The sequence below is a fragment of the uncultured Marivita sp. genome (assembly GCF_947488135.1).
In the GTDB taxonomy this organism is placed as follows: domain Bacteria; phylum Pseudomonadota; class Alphaproteobacteria; order Rhodobacterales; family Rhodobacteraceae; genus Marivita.
Genome location: NZ_CANKYW010000007.1, coordinates 112,717 through 128,593 on the forward strand (window position 1 = coordinate 112,717; position 15,877 = coordinate 128,593).

Sequence of the window (15,877 nt, forward strand, 5' to 3'; positions counted from 1 at the left end):
AGCAGATGACGCAACACCGCACACGACCGGCGCTTGGCGCCCTTGTCTATTTCGCAGGCTCGTTCTGTATCGGGGTCTATTTCATCTTTGCCGCCGTGCAGGGTGATTACGGCGTGTTTCGCCGCGCCGAGATCATGAATGAGACCCGTCAGCTGGAGGCCGAGCTTTCGGAACTGCGCGCCGAGGTCGCCCGGATGGAGAACCTCACCCGTCGCCTGTCGGACACCTATCTCGATCTGGACCTGCTGGACGAACGCACGCGCGATATGCTGGGCATGATCCGCACCGACGAAATCGTAGTGCGCTAAGAGCGTAAGGAAATGTTCGGGGGCGCTGTAGCGCCGGAAAGCGTGTCTCACCCCCGTTTGTCACATGAATAGTGCCATCAGCCCCAAGATCGGCAGCGCCGCGATCAGATCGCCCAGCCCCTCCATGCCGCCCTCGTCGTCCTCGGCTTCGCTGTCTTCCAGCGCTTCGGCCTCTTCCATTGCCAGAAACTCATCCGTGCCCGCTGTTGCCGCCACTGTGGGGAACGGGAACTCCGTTTCCCCGTCTTCGACGGCGCTTTCTTCGAGGAACGGGTCGATCATCGGCTCGGGCAGCGCCTCGGGCGCGTCGTCCGAGATTACGTTCTGGAAGTCCTCTGACGGGGTGAAGCCGAACATGCGCACCTGCATGATCTCGCCCTCGTCCATCTGGACCGACAGCATCGTCCCATCCAGAAGCGTCGCCGGATCGATGTCTTCGACCACCGCGTCCGATGCGTTCGATCCGGCAGCAGCCCCTTCGGCAACGCCGAGCACTGAAATCTCGACCCGACCGGTGTCCGAGACCAGCCCCGAGAAATCGACGCTCGTATCCGCCCCACCCTCTTGTGTTGCCGCGACGTAGAACAAAAGCTCGTCCGGTTCCCAGAACCCGTGCACCGCGATCCCGTCTTCCTCCACCTCGGTATCGGCTCCGGCCTCCGGCGTGAGATCGAGCGCGACTTTGCCCGGCAGGGCCTCTTGCATCATGTTGAACATCGCGCCACCGGGTGTCAGGTCAGCCTGCCCGTCATCCACGCTCAGCGTGTTGGGGGTGTTCTGGATCAGCGGCCAGACATGCGCCTGTTCGACATCGTAGCGCAGAAACTCCTCCATGATGTTGATCATCTCGTGCGACTGGTAGAGCCCGTAGTCGGAGTTGCGGTCGAGAGACCCGGTATTGCCGGCGGTGTTCCATTCGGTCACGGCGATCTGCGCATCGGGCATCTGTTCGCCCCAGGTTTCGTCCGTGGTGTTGAGGAAAAAGCTGCGCTGCCCCTCGTTGACCTGACCGCGTGAATAGACATGCACCGCCACCTGATCGACCGCCTGTTGCTCGGCTTCGGTGTCGAATTCGGACAGGATCATTTCGTTCGCGACCTGGGTCCAGTTGACCTCGCCCGAGCTGAAGAGGCTGTCTTCCCCGAGGTTCAGACCGTAGCTTGCGTTGAGGTCCGCGATGATGTCCGCACCGCTCATGTCATCGCTGAATTGATCGTTCAGGCGCGCGAAATTGAAGTTGGCTCCGGACTGCACGATGATATCGGCACCCGAGCCTTGCGCGTCCAGTTCGTCATTGACGATCACCGCCATTTCGCTGGCGAGCCGCCCGTATTCGACCGACGACATCTGCCCGCTGCCCCAATATTCGTTGCCCAGCTCGAACGCTTCGATCTCGGCATCGCCATGCACGCCGTTCACCACGTCCCGCACGAAGCCGCGCAACGCATCCTCGTCAATGGCGGCGAAGCGATCACCATTGGCATCGGCCGTGTCGGACAGCAGGTTGCGCGTGGGGATGACGATGGTGACTGATAGCCCTTCTTCGCCTGCATAGGCCAGCGCCTCGTTCAACGGGATGAAGTCGCGCAGTTCCCCGGTGTCGCGGTCGGTGACCACGGAGGCATTGGGATCGGTGATGTCGAAATAGCGTTCGGTCAGCGACCCACCCGGATAGCGGAACGACCCGACACCCAGTTCCTCGATCAGGCGGTCGTAATCCCCGCCCTGTTCCAGCGAGGACCGTGTTGCAAGCACATTGGCGCCGAACAGCCCCTGTGACGCCTGAGAGCCCATAAAACCGAAGGCCGCGATTTCTGGCATAATTGTGTCCCTGATTGAGCAACGGCCTTAATCTCTCCTTATTTCCGCCCAGATGTCTGTAGATTTGGTTAAAACCGCCCGATTTGGGCCACAATTGTTCCAAACTTCGGAACAGTCCGCCCCGCCGCTTCGCCATTGTTTTGCCATATCCGCTAAGGGCCACTGCCGGAGGTGCCGAATCACCGTCGGCGTCCGCACCGGCTGCCAAGATCGCCTCTTGCCTTTGGGCAAATGTTGATCGTAGGCTTCGAGAAAAGGTTTAACACTAAACAGTTTCGCAGGGAGGCGCCCATGGCGGCACGGAAATCCAAGGCCGAGGCGGCACGCGTATCCAATGTCTCGTCAGAAGAGCTGACCGCCTATTACCGCGACATGCTCCTGATCCGCCGGTTCGAGGAAAAGGCGGGCCAGCTTTACGGCATGGGCCTGATCGGCGGCTTCTGTCACCTTTACATCGGGCAGGAGGCCGTCGTTGTCGGGCTCGAGGCCGCCGCCGAGGACGGCGACAAGCGCATCACCTCCTACCGCGATCACGGCCATATGCTGGCATGCGGTATGGATCCGAACGGCGTGATGGCCGAACTGACCGGGCGCGAGGGAGGCTATTCCAAGGGCAAGGGCGGCTCCATGCACATGTTCTCCAAGGAAAAGGATTTCTACGGCGGGCATGGCATCGTCGGCGCGCAGGTGCCGCTTGGCGCGGGTCTGGCCTTTGCCGACAAGTACAAGGGCACCGACCGCGTGACCTTTACCTATTTCGGCGATGGCGCCGCCAACCAGGGCCAGGTTTACGAGACCTTCAATATGGCGGCGTTGTGGGCCCTGCCGGTGATTTTTGTCATCGAAAACAACCAATACGCCATGGGCACGGCGCAGAAACGCTCCACCTCGACCCCCGATCTGCACACGCGTGGCGAGGCCTTCGGCATCCCCGGCGAGGCGGTGGACGGGATGGATGTGCTGGCAGTCAAGGCGGCGGGCGACAAGGCCGTGGCACACTGCCGCTCCGGCAAGGGGCCCTATATCCTCGAAGTGAAAACCTACCGCTATCGCGGCCATTCCATGTCCGACCCGGCCAAGTACCGCACCCGCGAAGAGGTCCAGAAGATGCGCGAGGAACGCGACGCCATCGAACATGTCCGTGAGATGCTGCTCACCGGCAAACACGCGACCGAAGACGACCTCAAGGCCATCGACAAGGAGATTAAGTCCATCGTCAACGCCAGCGCCGATTTCGCCCGCGAAAGCCCGGAACCGAGCTTGGATGAGCTTTGGACGGATATCTATGCAGAGGAGGCCGTGTGATGCGGACAGTTTTGACTGTCGCTTTTTGCGCTCTCGGCAACACAGTTGTAGCAGAAATGCCTAGGTATGACGTGGAAAGTCATTGTACCTCTGTGGCCTCATTCAGCGGCGACTACAGCGCATCCCTTTTCAACGGATGCATTGACATGGAGCAATCGGCTTATAATGCCCTGAAACAGAATTGGGAGAGACTGCCAGAGACGATGCAGTCTCATTGCAATTCGGTTGCCTCATTCAGCGGAGCAGGTTCTTACTCACTTCTCGAAGGCTGCGTTCGAATGGAATTGGAAGCAAGCAATTCGAGCAAAACCTTTAAGTATTAGGAGGCCGTGTGATGGCGACCGAAGTTCTCATGCCCGCCCTCTCGCCCACCATGGAAGAAGGCACGCTGGCCAAATGGCTGGTCAAGGAAGGCGACACCGTTTCGGCGGGTGACATCATGGCCGAGATCGAGACCGACAAGGCGACGATGGAGTTCGAAGCCGTGGACGAGGGCATCGTCGGCAAGATCCTTGTCGCGGAAGGCACCGAAGGCGTGCGGGTGAACACCCCCATCGCGGTGCTGGTCGAGGATGGCGAAAGCGTGGAAGACGCCGAATCGACCGCCCCGCCGCAGCAGCTTGTGGCCAAGGACAAGGCGCAAAGCTCGGAAGACCAGCCTGCCGCCGGCATGGACCACCCCGACCCCGCCCGCGTGATCGCCAAGGCCGAAGCGCCGTGGCCTGAAGGCACCAAGACCAAGCAGACGACAGTGCGCGAGGCGCTCCGCGATGCGATGGCCGAGGAAATGCGCCGCGACGAGGATGTGTTCCTCATGGGTGAGGAAGTCGGCGAATACCAGGGCGCCTACAAGATCAGCCAGGGTCTGCTGGACGAATTCGGCGCGCGCCGGGTGATGGACACGCCGATCACCGAACACGGCTTCACCGGCATTGCGGTGGGTGCCGCCTTTGGCGGTTTGCGCCCGATCGTCGAATTCATGACGTTCAACTTCGCCATGCAAGCCATTGACCAGATTATCAATTCCGCCGCCAAGACGCTCTACATGTCAGGCGGTCAGATGGGCGCACCAATGGTGTTCCGGGGTCCGAACGGCGCCGCCGCCCGCGTCGGTGCGCAGCACTCACAGGATTACGCGGCGTGGTACGCGCATATTCCGGGGCTGAAGGTGGTGATGCCCTACTCGGCCTCCGACGCCAAGGGACTGCTGAAGACCGCGATCCGCGATCCGAACCCGGTGATCTTCCTGGAGAACGAAATCCTCTATGGCAAAACCTTCGAGGTGCCCGAGCTCGAGGATTACACGGTGCCCTTCGGCAAGGCCCGCATCTGGCGCGAGGGCGCGGATGTCACCATCGTGAGCTTCGGCATCGGCATGACCTACGCGATGGACGCCGCCGAAAAGCTCGCTGGCGAAGGGATCGAGGCCGAGGTGATCGACCTGCGCACCCTGCGTCCGATGGATTACGACACGGTGATCGCGTCCGTCCAGAAGACCAACCGCTGCATCACGGTCGAGGAAGGTTTTCCCGTTGGCGCCATCGGCAACCATCTGTCGGCGGTGATCATGGAGCGCGCGTTCGACTATCTGGACGCGCCGGTGCTGAACCTGACGGGCAAGGACGTACCGATGCCCTATGCCGCAAACCTCGAAAAACACGCGCTGGTGACAACCGCCGAGGTGGTCGAGGCCGCGAAAAAGGTCTGCTACAAATGACCGACGCCCTGACCGTCCGCACCCGCGACGTCGCGCGCGAGGCCTACAGGGTGGAGACCCCGGCGGGGGCTGCCTTCGTGCCGGAATGCCTGATGGACAGGTTTCCGAACGAGGCCCGCCCGTCGCACCAGACGGCCTATGAATGGATCGGCGCACATCGGCGTCAGATCACTAGGGCCGTCGAAGCCCTCAACGCCGGCAAGACGCCGAAAGCCCCCTATGACCTCATCACCCTGATCGAGGAGACCTGACATGCCCATCGAGATACTCATGCCCGCCCTGTCCCCCACGATGGAGGAAGGCACGCTTGCGAAATGGATGGTCAAGGAAGGCGACACGGTGTCCTCTGGCGACGTCATCGCAGAGATCGAAACCGACAAGGCGACGATGGAATTCGAAGCCGTCGATGAAGGCGTGATCGGCAGACTTCTGGTCGACGAGGGCACGGCGGATGTGAAGGTGAACACACCCATCGCCATGCTGCTGGAAGACGGCGAAAGCGCCGACGACCTTGGCGCGCCGTCCGCGCCGAAAGAAGAACCGGCCTCGTCTCATGTCGCTCCTGCCGAGCCGTCGGAGGCGACAGCTCCCGCGCAAGGCTACGGTCGCGGCGGGGCACCAAAAACCGAAACCGCCTCTGGTGACCGCATCTTCGCCTCCCCCCTCGCCCGCAGGATCGCGGCCGACAAGGGCTTGGACCTGAGCCAGATAAAGGGCTCCGGCCCGCGCGGCCGCATCGTGAAGGCGGACGTGGAGACTGCATCGCCGCAGTCCTCCGCGCCGATATCCGCGCCAGCCGAATCCGCACCTGCCTCGGCCGGAAAACCGGTCGATGCCAGCGCCATTGCCAAGATGTACGAGGACCGCGCCTATACCGAAATCCCGCTCGACGGTATGCGCAAGACCATCGCCGCGCGGCTCACCGAGGCGAAACAGACCATCCCGCATTTCTACCTGCGCCGGTCCGTGACCCTCGACCCGCTTCTGGCCTTCCGGTCACAACTCAACACGCAGCTTGAAAAGCGCGGCGTGAAGCTGTCGGTCAACGATTTCATCATCAAGGCCTGCGCGCTGGCCCTGCAACAGGTCCCTGCGGCCAATGCCGTCTGGGCAGGCGACCGCATCCTGCAACTGGAGCCGTCGGATGTCGCCGTCGCCGTCGCCATCGAAGGAGGGCTGTTCACGCCAGTCCTGAAGGACGCACACCAGAAATCCCTTTCGGCCCTGTCGGCAGAGATGAAAGACCTTGCCACCCGCGCCCGCGACCGCAAACTGGCACCCAACGAATATCAGGGCGGGAGCTTTGCCATCTCCAACCTCGGCATGTTCGGGATCGAGAATTTCGACGCTGTCATCAACCCGCCCCACGGCGCGATCTTGGCCGTGGGCGCAGGGATGAAGAAACCGGTGGTCGCAGAAGACGGCAGCGTCACAGTCGCCACGGTGATGTCGATGACCCTTTCGGTGGATCACCGCGTGATCGACGGCGCGCTGGGGGCAGAGCTGCTGGAAGCCATCGTGGACAACCTCGAAAATCCAATGGCCATGCTCGCCTGACCCCTGGTTTCTTTGGGCTAAAAATACCTCGGGGGAGTCGCGAAGCGACGGGGGCAGAGCCCCCTGTTTCCGTCACCGGAAACTCCGCGATGCGTCAACGCATCGCCCCTCGTCAGGCCCCCGAGCGCAGGATCTGGTCCATGCTGATCGACGGCTGCGAACAGCCTGCTTCCCCGACGATGCGCGCCGGGACACCTGCCACGGTCTTGCAGGGCGGCACTTCTTCCAGAACAACCGATCCAGCCGCCACGCGCGAGCAATTCCCGACACGGATATTGCCCAGCACCTTGGCCCCGGCCCCGATCAGCACACCGTCACCGATCTTGGGATGACGGTCTTCCTCTTCCTTGCCGGTCCCGCCCAGCGTCACGGAATGCAGCATCGACACGTTGTCCCCCACCACAGCGGTCTCACCGATGACGATGGAGTGCGCGTGGTCAATCATGATCCCCTGCCCGATCTTCGCCGCCGGGTGAATATCGACGCCGAACGCCTCGGAACACCGCATCTGCACGAAATAGGCCAGATCGGTCCGCCCCTGCCGCCAGAGCCAATTGCCGACGCGGTAGCACTGCACGGCCTGGAAGCCTTTGAAAAACAATAAGGGTTGCAAGAACCGATGGCACGCCGGGTCGCGCTCGTAGACCGCCACGATATCGGCCCGTGCCGCCATGGCAAGGTCCGGATCGGACGCGAACGCCTCGTCGCAAATCTCACGCAGGATCTGCTCGGTCATCTCACCGTTGGCCAGTTTCAGCGATATCCGGTAGCTCAACGCGCGTTCGAGGCTGGGATGGTGCAACACTGAATAGTGGATCATTCCGCCGAGCAACGGCTCCTTGGCGACGGCCTCATCCGCTTCCTTGACGATGCGGCCCCAGACCGGGTCGACCGATGCGAGTTTCGCGCGTGTTTCCGCCATGCCTTCTCTCCTTTGACGCGTAGAACATAGCAGATAGGATGCAATATCGAAAACGCAAAGCTGTGATGGCGAGGATCACCGGTTTGAATGACGCCGAGGTTGAAGATTTCCGGAAACTGATCGTACAACGCCTGAGCGATCTCGATGCCGAAGACGCGCTTGGCCGCGAGGGGCAATCCGTCGTGTCATTGGACCAGCAGGCTGTTGGGCGCTTGTTCCGACAGGATGCGCTGCTGGGCCAGTCGATGGCCAAGGCAACGCAGGCCCGACGCGATGGGCACCGTAGGGCGCTGACGGCCGCGCTGGAACGATTGAACCGCGGGGATTTCGGTTATTGTGAGGAGTGTGGCGAGGACATCGCTGTCAAACGGCTAGAATTCGATCCTTCCGCACGCCGCTGCATCAGTTGCGCCTCCGGCTGAGACTGCCGCTCCAACAACGCCGAAAGCACACAGAGCCATGCCTCAAGACCGACCTGCGTCTGGAACGAGATGTGACCGTGCCGGTCGTATTGCAAGGCCGCGGCCATGAGGCTCCCATCTCCGTAAACCGGATGTGCGGCATGATGCGTAGCACGGTACCGCGCCGCCCGTTCGGCATCGGCGATCAAGCCGACCATGACCGCGTGCCGCCGCGACGGAACAACGCTGGCCACCACGGACACGGCGGCCAGCACATCGTTGTAGATGACCGGCGTCACGCGGACCACGCGATCCGCGCCCACGGTCCGGGTCCGAACCGGTCCGAAACCTGCGCCACCTCGAAGATCGCCGCGCCGGTGAAGCCGTCTTCGGCCTGCATGGCCGCCGTATAGGTCCAACCCGGCTGCATCACCTCCACGTCTCGCAAGACGCTGCCGCCGGACGTGACACGCACGCGATACGCCTCGCGATCCTCGCCCAGCGGAATGTCCGGCAAGTCCCACCCATCCGCTTCAATACGTGCGCGACGAATCCAGGTCAGACGCATATCGGGTCCGGTTGCCCTCAGGTTCAGGTGCACTGGGCTGAGAGGCCGCAATCCGTTGCCCGCAAAAGCCTGAACCACATGGCGATACGCCGCGTGATCATACGGCTTGTCCGCCGGTCCGATCCGGTAATGCCGCTCTTGCCCGCGCAAGGAAACTGGCATCGCGATCTGCCGGGGCGTGCCGTCCAAAAGGACGAAATACGCGCCCGCCGCCAATGTTGCCGGACTCAACGCATCGGTCCCGACCTGCCCGCGCAGCAAGTGGCTAAGACGCCAGACGCCGACGTCAATCAATTCGGCACTCTTGAACTGGATCACTTCCCACGCATCCGGATCACCCGTTCCGATTGCGGCAAGGTTCGCACCGCCCAGAAGCCCCGCTTCACTCACCGAGGACAGGCTGCCGGTGGTCAAGGAAACCTCCAACTGCGTGCCCAGATCGACCAGGCCGCTCGGAGCACGGTTCACCGCGGTCAGGGTGACTCCGACCGTAGAGGCCACCCCAATCAATGAATTGAGCCCATACCCCGTATCCTCCGCCGCGTCGTAGACTGCCACGTCTCCCGGCCATAGATCGGATGTCACCGCGAGATGCGGCGCATGGGGTACTTCGTCACCCCGGATGAGCGGCAAATCGAGGAACAACGGCAACACCGGACCGCTTGCGGTAAAGCGGCGCGCGGGCGTCGGATCGTCCGGGAAATCCGCCGGATGATAGACCTGCGGCTCGATCCGGACCGCTTCGATCAGCTGATGGGTCGTTTGCTCGACCCGGTCGATACGCACGGTCATGTCGCCCGCCTCGCCTGGCAATCGGACGACATCGCCCGCACCCAACGCGTGCTGCGACAGTGGAAGCGCGAACCGCACCCCGTCCCGTGCCACACGCGCCTCGCTGAGCCAGCGTTCGACGGCCTGCCGCCCCTCGGGCCGTGTCAACAGGATCGGCACTTCGCTCTCCGCCACCGCATGTGTGGCCTCGTCCGGCAGCACGGATTCCTCGGCGATATTGCGATAATCCCCGTCGGATTCGACAAAGTTCAACCGGACCCGCCCCGACATCTCGGCCTCGGAGCTGCGCGATTGCGCGACGTCCGACCCCAGATCGTCATGCAAGGCAAGCTGCGACATGTCCAGATCGACCACCCGCGCCGCGTTGCGGTTGCGGAACACGAGGACGCCGTCCCGTTCGATCGCGTCGAACCCGTAGGCGATCATCAAGGGCTGCAACGCGCGCCGCGCATCCGCCACATCTGGCGCAAGATAGCCGCGTACAAAGCCGTACAGCGCGCTGACATCATAGTCCCGCAGACCCGAACGCTCGCAAATCTCGGCCACGACCGACGCCAATGTGCGGCCCGACACCCGTCCATTGATCCAATGTCCGCGCCGGTAGTTCGGCCCGTCAGACCACATTTCGTCCACGTTCGGAAACCACGGGTAGGGTCGCGCGTCCCAGGCCCAGACGTAGACCCGCGCCATGTCGATCATCGGCTCGCCGTAGACGTCAGACACCGGATTATGTTCCGGATCGCCCCAGTATCCCAGCATCGCGCGCAGGTACTGATGCTGGATCAATTCGTCCCGCAACCCGTTGGAATACTCAGGCAGAGTGCTTTCCGAGCTTTTGGGATCGAGAAACTTGTTCGGCTCATTGGTGGCCTTGTCGACGGCGGCACAGCCGATCTCCGTGAACCAGATCGGCTTGCTTTCGGGCACCCACGCGGTTGGCATGGCTTCCCGGACACCGCCGACCCGATCGTGATGCGGTTGCGACCACCAGTTGCGAATATCCTTGTAGCGATAGACCCACGGCTCACCGTAGGCGCCATCCGTGATCGCCGCGCGCTGCTGAAGGTCCCGCGCCTCTTGCGACGGGTAGTACCAGTCGTACCCCTCACCACCCGCCACATTGGCGCGCAGATAGTCGAGATTGTAGATCGACCCCCATTCCGCATCGGCGTGATCCGCACCGTCCCGCCAGTCGGACAGGCGCATGTAATTGTCGATGCCGATGAAATCGATATTCGGATCGGCCCAAAGCGGATCGAGGTGAAAATAGACGTCCCCGCTGCCATCCTGCGGATGATAGCCGAAATACTCGGACCAGTCGGCGGCGTAGCCGATCTTCACATCCGGTCCGAGGATCGCCCGACAATCCGCCGCCAGGCTCCGCAACGCCTCGACCGCCGGGAATCCCGACACGCCCCGCAACTGCGTCAGGCTGCGCATTTCCGACCCGATGCAGAAGGCCGTCACGCCTCCCGCAAGCGCACAAAGATGCGCCTGGTGCAGGATGAACCGGCGATAGCCCCAATCCTGCGGGATCTCAGTGTCCTCGCCATCGTCATCACCCGGCAAATCATTGGTTTCGGCTGCAAACCGGATCACCCCGTCTTCCACGGAAAAATCCCCGATCTGCGCCGTTCCGAAAAACGCGGCAATCTGATCGTCCACGGCAGCTGTGCCGGACGGATCCCCAACCTGCCCCGGCGCCACGCTGGCCGTGATCCGCCCGCGCCAAGGCAGTTTCGGCTGACCGATCTCCCCCGTCCACGGATTAGGAAGCCCGTTGCCCGGCATCTGTTCCATCAGGATGAACGGGTAGTAAAGAACCTCCAACCCCTTATCCGTCATGTCCCGGATGGCCTGCACCACCGACGCGTCACAGGGTGTTCCTCCATACACCGGACGCCCGTCCTCGACCGGCACCAAACCAGCATCGGCGCGCTCCAATCCGCTGACCGTCCACGGCATGTCGGCGCTGTCACGCTGGGTCTGCTCCACCTTCGGCTGGATCACACACTCCCCACAGCGCAGATCGCTGCCGAACCAGCTCACCACCAGCGACGCCGACCCGCAATCCGGCACCTCGTCCTGCAAATGCTTGAGAGACGTCACGAAATCGGGCCGGTCCGACGGGCTGTTGACGTTTATGACGTCCGACTTGCCCGCACCGCCATCCAGCGCAACCGGCTCGGTCGCCAGCGCATACTCACCCGTCCCGGGGATCATCGCCACCCCGCGGATATTGAACGGCACGTCCTCGGGATCGTCCTGCACCGGCCGCGTCACTTCGAAGGAAAACTGCGGCACGCGGTTGCCGAACCGCTCCAGATCAAGGTCCTCAAAGACGACATACGCCGTGCCGCGATAGGCGGGCACCATGCCCACACCCTCAACAGCTTCCATCTTCGGATCCGGCTGTTGATCGCGCGATCCGGGATACATCCGCATCGTCACGTCATAGATCGAGATCTCGGCCCCATCCGCCCAGATCCGGTTCACGCTGGTGATCTCACCTTCGCAAAGTGCAACCGCGAGGCTGACCGAATAGCTATATTCCTTGATCGTCGGCTGCTGCGACGGCCCCTTTCCGCCACCGCCCGATTTCGACACCTTTTCCTTGAACTGCGTGGCCCAGATGATGTGTCCGCCGACCCGCATCCGTCCGTAGACCTGCGCGATCGGCTGGCCTTCCCCGGCGGTGCTCAATCGCAGCCGGTCCAGCCTCCCGGTCTCGATGGTGCGCCCGCCGGCCCCCAGTATACGCTGATCGATCGCACGACCCAGAGTAGCCCCCGCAAACCGCCCCACCGCCGTCATCGACAGCCCGAGCACCGATCCGCCAAGACTGCTGCCCAGCGCCGCGCCCGCAGCCGAAAGAACCAGTGTCGCCATTCCTCTTATCCTTCCTGAAGGTCCGCGAACGCAAACCGCGCCACGATACGCCGCTGCCACGGCGCGCTGAGCGAGGTCTCAAGAACCCCGTTCCCCGAATACGCGTGAACAAACCGCGCCAACGCGCCGATCCGCGTCTGTATCCCAAGATGTTTCGCGATCCCGCGATCCCGCATCCGGAACAGGATCACGTCGCCCTCGCTCTCGTCATCGACGTGTTTGGCCGCCATCCGTTGAGACAAAGCCTGCCAGAGAACCTCGTCCCCCTGCGGCTCACCCCAATCCTGCGTGTAGCTCGGAACGGACCCTGGCTCGCAGCCGTAAAGCTCGCGCCAGACCCCGCGCAGCAGGCCAAGACAATCAGCCCCGGCGCCGCGCAGGCTCGCCTGATGCACATAGGGCGTCCCGATCCATCCACGCGCCGCGGCCACGATCTCCAGCCGCGTCATCGCAAGCTCCCGCCGCCGCGCGACTTGGCCATCGTCGGATGGATCATGACCCATTCCTCTTGCGGAATATCGGGAAAACCCTGAAAATTGAGAACGTTGTCGAATTTGGCGCGACAGGTCTCGAACCGCTTGTCGCACCCGACAATCAGCTTGAGCCTGTCGCCCACAGCCAAACTGGCCCGCAAAGGCTCCCAAAGGTCGATCCCACGCGACCCATCATCGTAAAGCACGTCCCGCTTGATCGCCGCCCAAAGCCCTTCGGCGGCCCCACTGATCACCGTCATCCGCCCGCGCTGAAACCAGCCGGGCTCAAACCCGGACGCACCGACCACGGTCAGCGCCCCCGTGGCGCCGACCTCCGTCACCGTCACCTCGGCCCACATGCCATCGGCAGTGGTATCCACACCGCAAGACGCATCGCCCAGTACCGCCAGGCAAGGGGCCTGATACACCCGACCCACCGGACGGTTGAGCCATTCCGTCAGTCCACGCAGCTCTGCCGAAAACGCACCGCCGCTGCGCGTGATGTCCCCCAAGGATCCGCGAAACAGCAGCTTGCGTTCAGACACATCCGCCCAGTTCACCAGCCAGGCCGTTACCTCGGCCCCATCGAACCGCCCCGCGGCGATATCCGCCTCGGTGACACTGGCATCGCTCAAAGCGCCGATGGCCTCGGTATTGTCCACCGACAGCCCCGTGCCCTGCTGGATCGCCGCAGCGCTCATCCCGGTATCTGCCCGAAAGACGACACCGTCAAAACTCAGGTCGCGGTCGTGGTCCGTAAACCCGAAGCGCCGCCCGTCCTTGCGCGTCACCTCCCAGGCGCGCGCCACCGTCGTGACCCCCGTGGCCAGATGCGCGGCCAGCGCCTCAGCGCCCGGCATCAGACCCGAAGCTCCACGACAGGCACATCCGGAACGTCACCCGCCTGGAACGTCGCCGCACTGGTGTGAATGCGGTCCGTATCGAACCGCACCGGCACGTCGAATTCGAACCCGGCGGTGATCGACACCCCCGCCGGAGGGGCGACGACGAAAGTCACGACACCGGTCGCGGGCTCAACGTCGAAATCCGCCCCCTCGACCTGCGGAACGCCGTCAACGGCGACCATCACTGTTCCGGCCACCGGCTTGGCCACCGGTCGCGCATAGTCGGCCCCGCCCGAGGCATAGAGCTTGCTCAACTGAAACTCTGTCACCAATCCATCCCCGGTCCCGATCACCTGGTCCGTCGCCGCCACCTGTGCCGACGGCTTGCACGATTTGAAATCCGCCCAGTCCTTCCAGCGGAACCCGTACATCTGCCCGCGCCGCGCTTCGAAAAACGCGATCAGCGTGTCGATATCGTCCATCGACCGCAGCCCGATCCCCGCGTCATACCGCCTGCGCGAATGCGCCCACGGCGTATTGCGCTCTTCGAACCCGCTGGCCAGCGTGACCACGTCCGTCCGCCGCTCCGGCCCACCGATGGAGCCGAAACTCAAGGCCGTCGGAAACCTCACCTCATGAAACTGCATGACCAATCCTCCTCACAGGTTCCGCTGACCGGACCCAAGCACCCGGCCCATCTGCGCCGCGATCTGGCTTTGCGACCGCCGGAACCCCTGCACATCGGGCGTCGAGATATTCATGACCACGTTCACCGCCCGCCCGCCGCCGCCCGCGCGCACGCCCAGCTTGCCATCGGCACCCCGCGCCAACGGCATGATCGCCTCCGGTCCCGCCTCGCCCATCAGGCCGACACCGCCCCGCATCGGAAAGGTCGTCGGCCCATGCACGACACCGCCATCCGCAAAGGGCATCACCCGCGCTTGGGCAAAACTCCCGCCATTGGCAAAGGGCAGCAGGTTGCTGATTCCCTGCATCACCATCCCGCTCAGGTGCTCTTTCACCGGGTTCACTGCCGCGCGGTAACTCGCGCCGATCATCGACTGCGCAATCGTGCCCAGCGCATCCGACAGCTTCATCCCGTCGAACACGACCCCGTCGATGGCCTTGCTCAGCCCCCGGTTCAGCGCACCTTCGAGCTTCGACGCCCCCTTGCCCGTCTCCGAGAGCGAGTCGCGCACCTTGGCCATTTCGGCCTGGAAGCCGCCCGCCATCGTCGAGGCCCCCACCAGCGCCTCTTCCAGCGCACTCACCTGCGCCTCGAACCCGTCGATCCCGTCCAATTCAATCATTCTGTTCTCCCCGGTCGTCCGACCGATTGTCCGGATACGCCGCCATCAGCGCGTCCAACCCGCTCCGCCTCAAAGGGGCCGCACCACCGCCCCCCAAAAGCAGGTGCAGCTCCGCCGGTGTCAGCGCCCAGAACTCCTCCGGGCGCAGTCCTAACCCGCGCATCCCGGCGCGCATCAAACCGGGCCAGTCGAACCGGCTCACGCCTCGCCCACCGGCACAAAGGCCCGTGCCAGCAATTCCGCCGCCACCCGCGCCGCCATCAGTGGCCCGCCCTCGATCTCCGCTGCCAGCAGGTCCGCCGCCGTCCCGCGCCAACCACCACCGCGCAAACCCGCCACGATCAACGCCAATACATCCCGGCTCGAACAGGCGCTGCCCTCGAACCGCGCCACCAGATCAACCAGCGTGTCCGCCCCCAATCCGGCCTCAAGCTCCGCCAGCGCCCCCAGCGTGAGACGCAGCACATGCGGCTCGCCGTCGATCACCAGCGTCACCTCTCCACGCCAGGGGTTCGCCATGCTCAGACCGCCGCCGTGAAGGAAACCGCGCCCGCCGACGCCAGCGACAACTCGTATGTCGCCTCGCCATTATGAGACCCGGCATATTCCAGCCCCGTCACCTGGAACGGTGCCTGAACCACGCCGAAATCCGGGATGATGACCTGGAACGCAGGCGTCTGACTGTCGAAGAAAATCTGTCGCGCGCGCTCATCAGTGCTGGCATCCTTGAACACGCCCGCACCCGAGATCGCCACGCTGCGCACGCCCGCACCCGCCAGCAATTCGCGCCAGCCGCCCTCGCTTTCCAGCGACGTGACATCCACCGCTTCGGCATTGAAACTGATCCGCGTCGCCCGCAGCCCGGCCAGCGTTTCGAACGTGCCGCTGCCATCCACATCGACCTTGATCAAAAGGTCTTTTCCGTTCTGAGCACCCATCGCCCACACTCCCTTTTCCAAAAAACCAAGA

Annotated in this window: 17 protein-coding genes; 6 read left to right on the forward strand and 11 right to left on the reverse strand. The window is 63.3% G+C overall.

What is annotated here, in order from left to right:
* The first annotated feature begins 5 nt into the window (after positions 1–5).
* Positions 6–308, forward strand: coding sequence for a septum formation initiator family protein (locus Q1B16_RS17725; RefSeq protein WP_299791970.1), 303 nt, complete (start codon positions 6–8; stop codon positions 306–308).
* A gap of 60 nt (positions 309–368) precedes the next feature.
* Here the strand turns inward: Q1B16_RS17725 and Q1B16_RS17730 are convergent, their stop codons facing one another.
* Entirely contained in the window at positions 369–2,129 is a 1,761-nt protein-coding gene (locus Q1B16_RS17730; RefSeq protein ID WP_299791973.1) for a type I secretion protein, read from the reverse strand.
* 291 nt (positions 2,130–2,420) lie between these two features.
* Between Q1B16_RS17730 and pdhA the strand changes: the two genes are divergently transcribed.
* From pdhA to Q1B16_RS17750, 4 genes are all read left to right on the forward strand, one after another.
* The gene (pdhA, locus tag Q1B16_RS17735) at positions 2,421–3,434 is read left to right on the forward strand and encodes a pyruvate dehydrogenase (acetyl-transferring) E1 component subunit alpha (RefSeq protein ID WP_299791976.1); all 1,014 of its coding nucleotides are present in this window, start codon (positions 2,421–2,423) and stop codon (positions 3,432–3,434) included.
* A 334-nt stretch (positions 3,435–3,768) separates the two neighbouring features.
* A complete protein-coding gene (locus tag Q1B16_RS17740; RefSeq protein WP_299791979.1) occupies positions 3,769–5,151 on the forward strand; it encodes a pyruvate dehydrogenase complex E1 component subunit beta in 1,383 nt (460 codons plus the stop codon).
* On the forward strand, positions 5,148–5,402 hold the full coding sequence (locus Q1B16_RS17745) for a hypothetical protein (RefSeq protein WP_299791982.1): 255 nt from the start codon (positions 5,148–5,150) through the stop codon (positions 5,400–5,402). The genes Q1B16_RS17740 and Q1B16_RS17745 overlap by 4 nt, the downstream gene beginning before the upstream one ends.
* Position 5,403: 1 nt before the next feature.
* A complete protein-coding gene (locus tag Q1B16_RS17750) occupies positions 5,404–6,708 on the forward strand; it encodes a pyruvate dehydrogenase complex dihydrolipoamide acetyltransferase (RefSeq protein WP_299791985.1) in 1,305 nt (434 codons plus the stop codon).
* Between the two features lie 112 nt (positions 6,709–6,820).
* On the opposite strand, the gene cysE is transcribed toward Q1B16_RS17750, so the two are convergent.
* The gene (gene cysE, locus Q1B16_RS17755; protein ID WP_299791988.1) at positions 6,821–7,630 is read right to left on the reverse strand and encodes a serine O-acetyltransferase; all 810 of its coding nucleotides are present in this window, start codon (positions 7,628–7,630) and stop codon (positions 6,821–6,823) included.
* Positions 7,631–7,695: 65 nt separating this feature from the next.
* Between cysE and Q1B16_RS17760 the strand changes: the two genes are divergently transcribed.
* The gene (locus Q1B16_RS17760; RefSeq protein WP_366140170.1) at positions 7,696–8,052 is read left to right on the forward strand and encodes a TraR/DksA C4-type zinc finger protein; all 357 of its coding nucleotides are present in this window, start codon (positions 7,696–7,698) and stop codon (positions 8,050–8,052) included.
* Here Q1B16_RS17760 and Q1B16_RS17765 read toward each other — a convergent pair.
* Genes Q1B16_RS17765 through Q1B16_RS17805 form a run of 9 tightly spaced genes read right to left on the reverse strand, consistent with a single transcriptional unit; the run spans position 7,962 to position 15,846 of the window.
* Positions 7,962–8,354, reverse strand: coding sequence for a hypothetical protein (locus Q1B16_RS17765; protein ID WP_299792351.1), 393 nt, complete (start codon positions 8,352–8,354; stop codon positions 7,962–7,964). The two genes, Q1B16_RS17760 and Q1B16_RS17765, sit on opposite strands and share 91 nt — an antisense overlap.
* Positions 8,327–12,280: a glycoside hydrolase/phage tail family protein gene (locus Q1B16_RS17770; protein ID WP_299791991.1), complete on the reverse strand. Its 3,954-nt coding sequence runs from the start codon at positions 12,278–12,280 to the stop codon at positions 8,327–8,329. Before Q1B16_RS17770 ends, Q1B16_RS17765 begins: the two co-directional genes overlap by 28 nt.
* Before the next feature lie 5 nt (positions 12,281–12,285).
* Positions 12,286–12,729 carry an NlpC/P60 family protein gene (locus tag Q1B16_RS17775; protein ID WP_299791993.1) on the reverse strand — a complete coding sequence of 148 codons (444 nt, stop codon included), beginning with the start codon at positions 12,727–12,729 and terminating at the stop codon, positions 12,286–12,288.
* Positions 12,726–13,613, reverse strand: coding sequence for a DUF2163 domain-containing protein (locus Q1B16_RS17780; RefSeq protein ID WP_299791995.1), 888 nt, complete (start codon positions 13,611–13,613; stop codon positions 12,726–12,728). The genes Q1B16_RS17775 and Q1B16_RS17780 overlap by 4 nt, the downstream gene beginning before the upstream one ends.
* Positions 13,613–14,245 (reverse strand): DUF2460 domain-containing protein, encoded by a 633-nt coding sequence (locus tag Q1B16_RS17785; protein ID WP_299791997.1) that lies wholly within the window; start codon positions 14,243–14,245, stop codon positions 13,613–13,615. The genes Q1B16_RS17780 and Q1B16_RS17785 overlap by 1 nt, the downstream gene beginning before the upstream one ends.
* A gap of 12 nt (positions 14,246–14,257) precedes the next feature.
* Positions 14,258–14,908, reverse strand: coding sequence for a phage tail tape measure protein (locus Q1B16_RS17790; protein WP_299791999.1), 651 nt, complete (start codon positions 14,906–14,908; stop codon positions 14,258–14,260).
* Complete coding sequence (locus Q1B16_RS17795) at positions 14,901–15,110, reverse strand: rcc01693 family protein (protein ID WP_299792001.1); 210 nt, start codon at positions 15,108–15,110, stop codon at positions 14,901–14,903. The genes Q1B16_RS17790 and Q1B16_RS17795 overlap by 8 nt, the downstream gene beginning before the upstream one ends.
* On the reverse strand, positions 15,107–15,427 hold the full coding sequence (locus Q1B16_RS17800) for a gene transfer agent family protein (protein WP_299792004.1): 321 nt from the start codon (positions 15,425–15,427) through the stop codon (positions 15,107–15,109). The genes Q1B16_RS17795 and Q1B16_RS17800 overlap by 4 nt, the downstream gene beginning before the upstream one ends.
* 2 nt (positions 15,428–15,429) lie before the next feature.
* Positions 15,430–15,846 (reverse strand): phage major tail protein, TP901-1 family, encoded by a 417-nt coding sequence (locus Q1B16_RS17805; RefSeq protein WP_299792007.1) that lies wholly within the window; start codon positions 15,844–15,846, stop codon positions 15,430–15,432.
* Between the last annotated feature and the right edge of the window lie 31 nt (positions 15,847–15,877).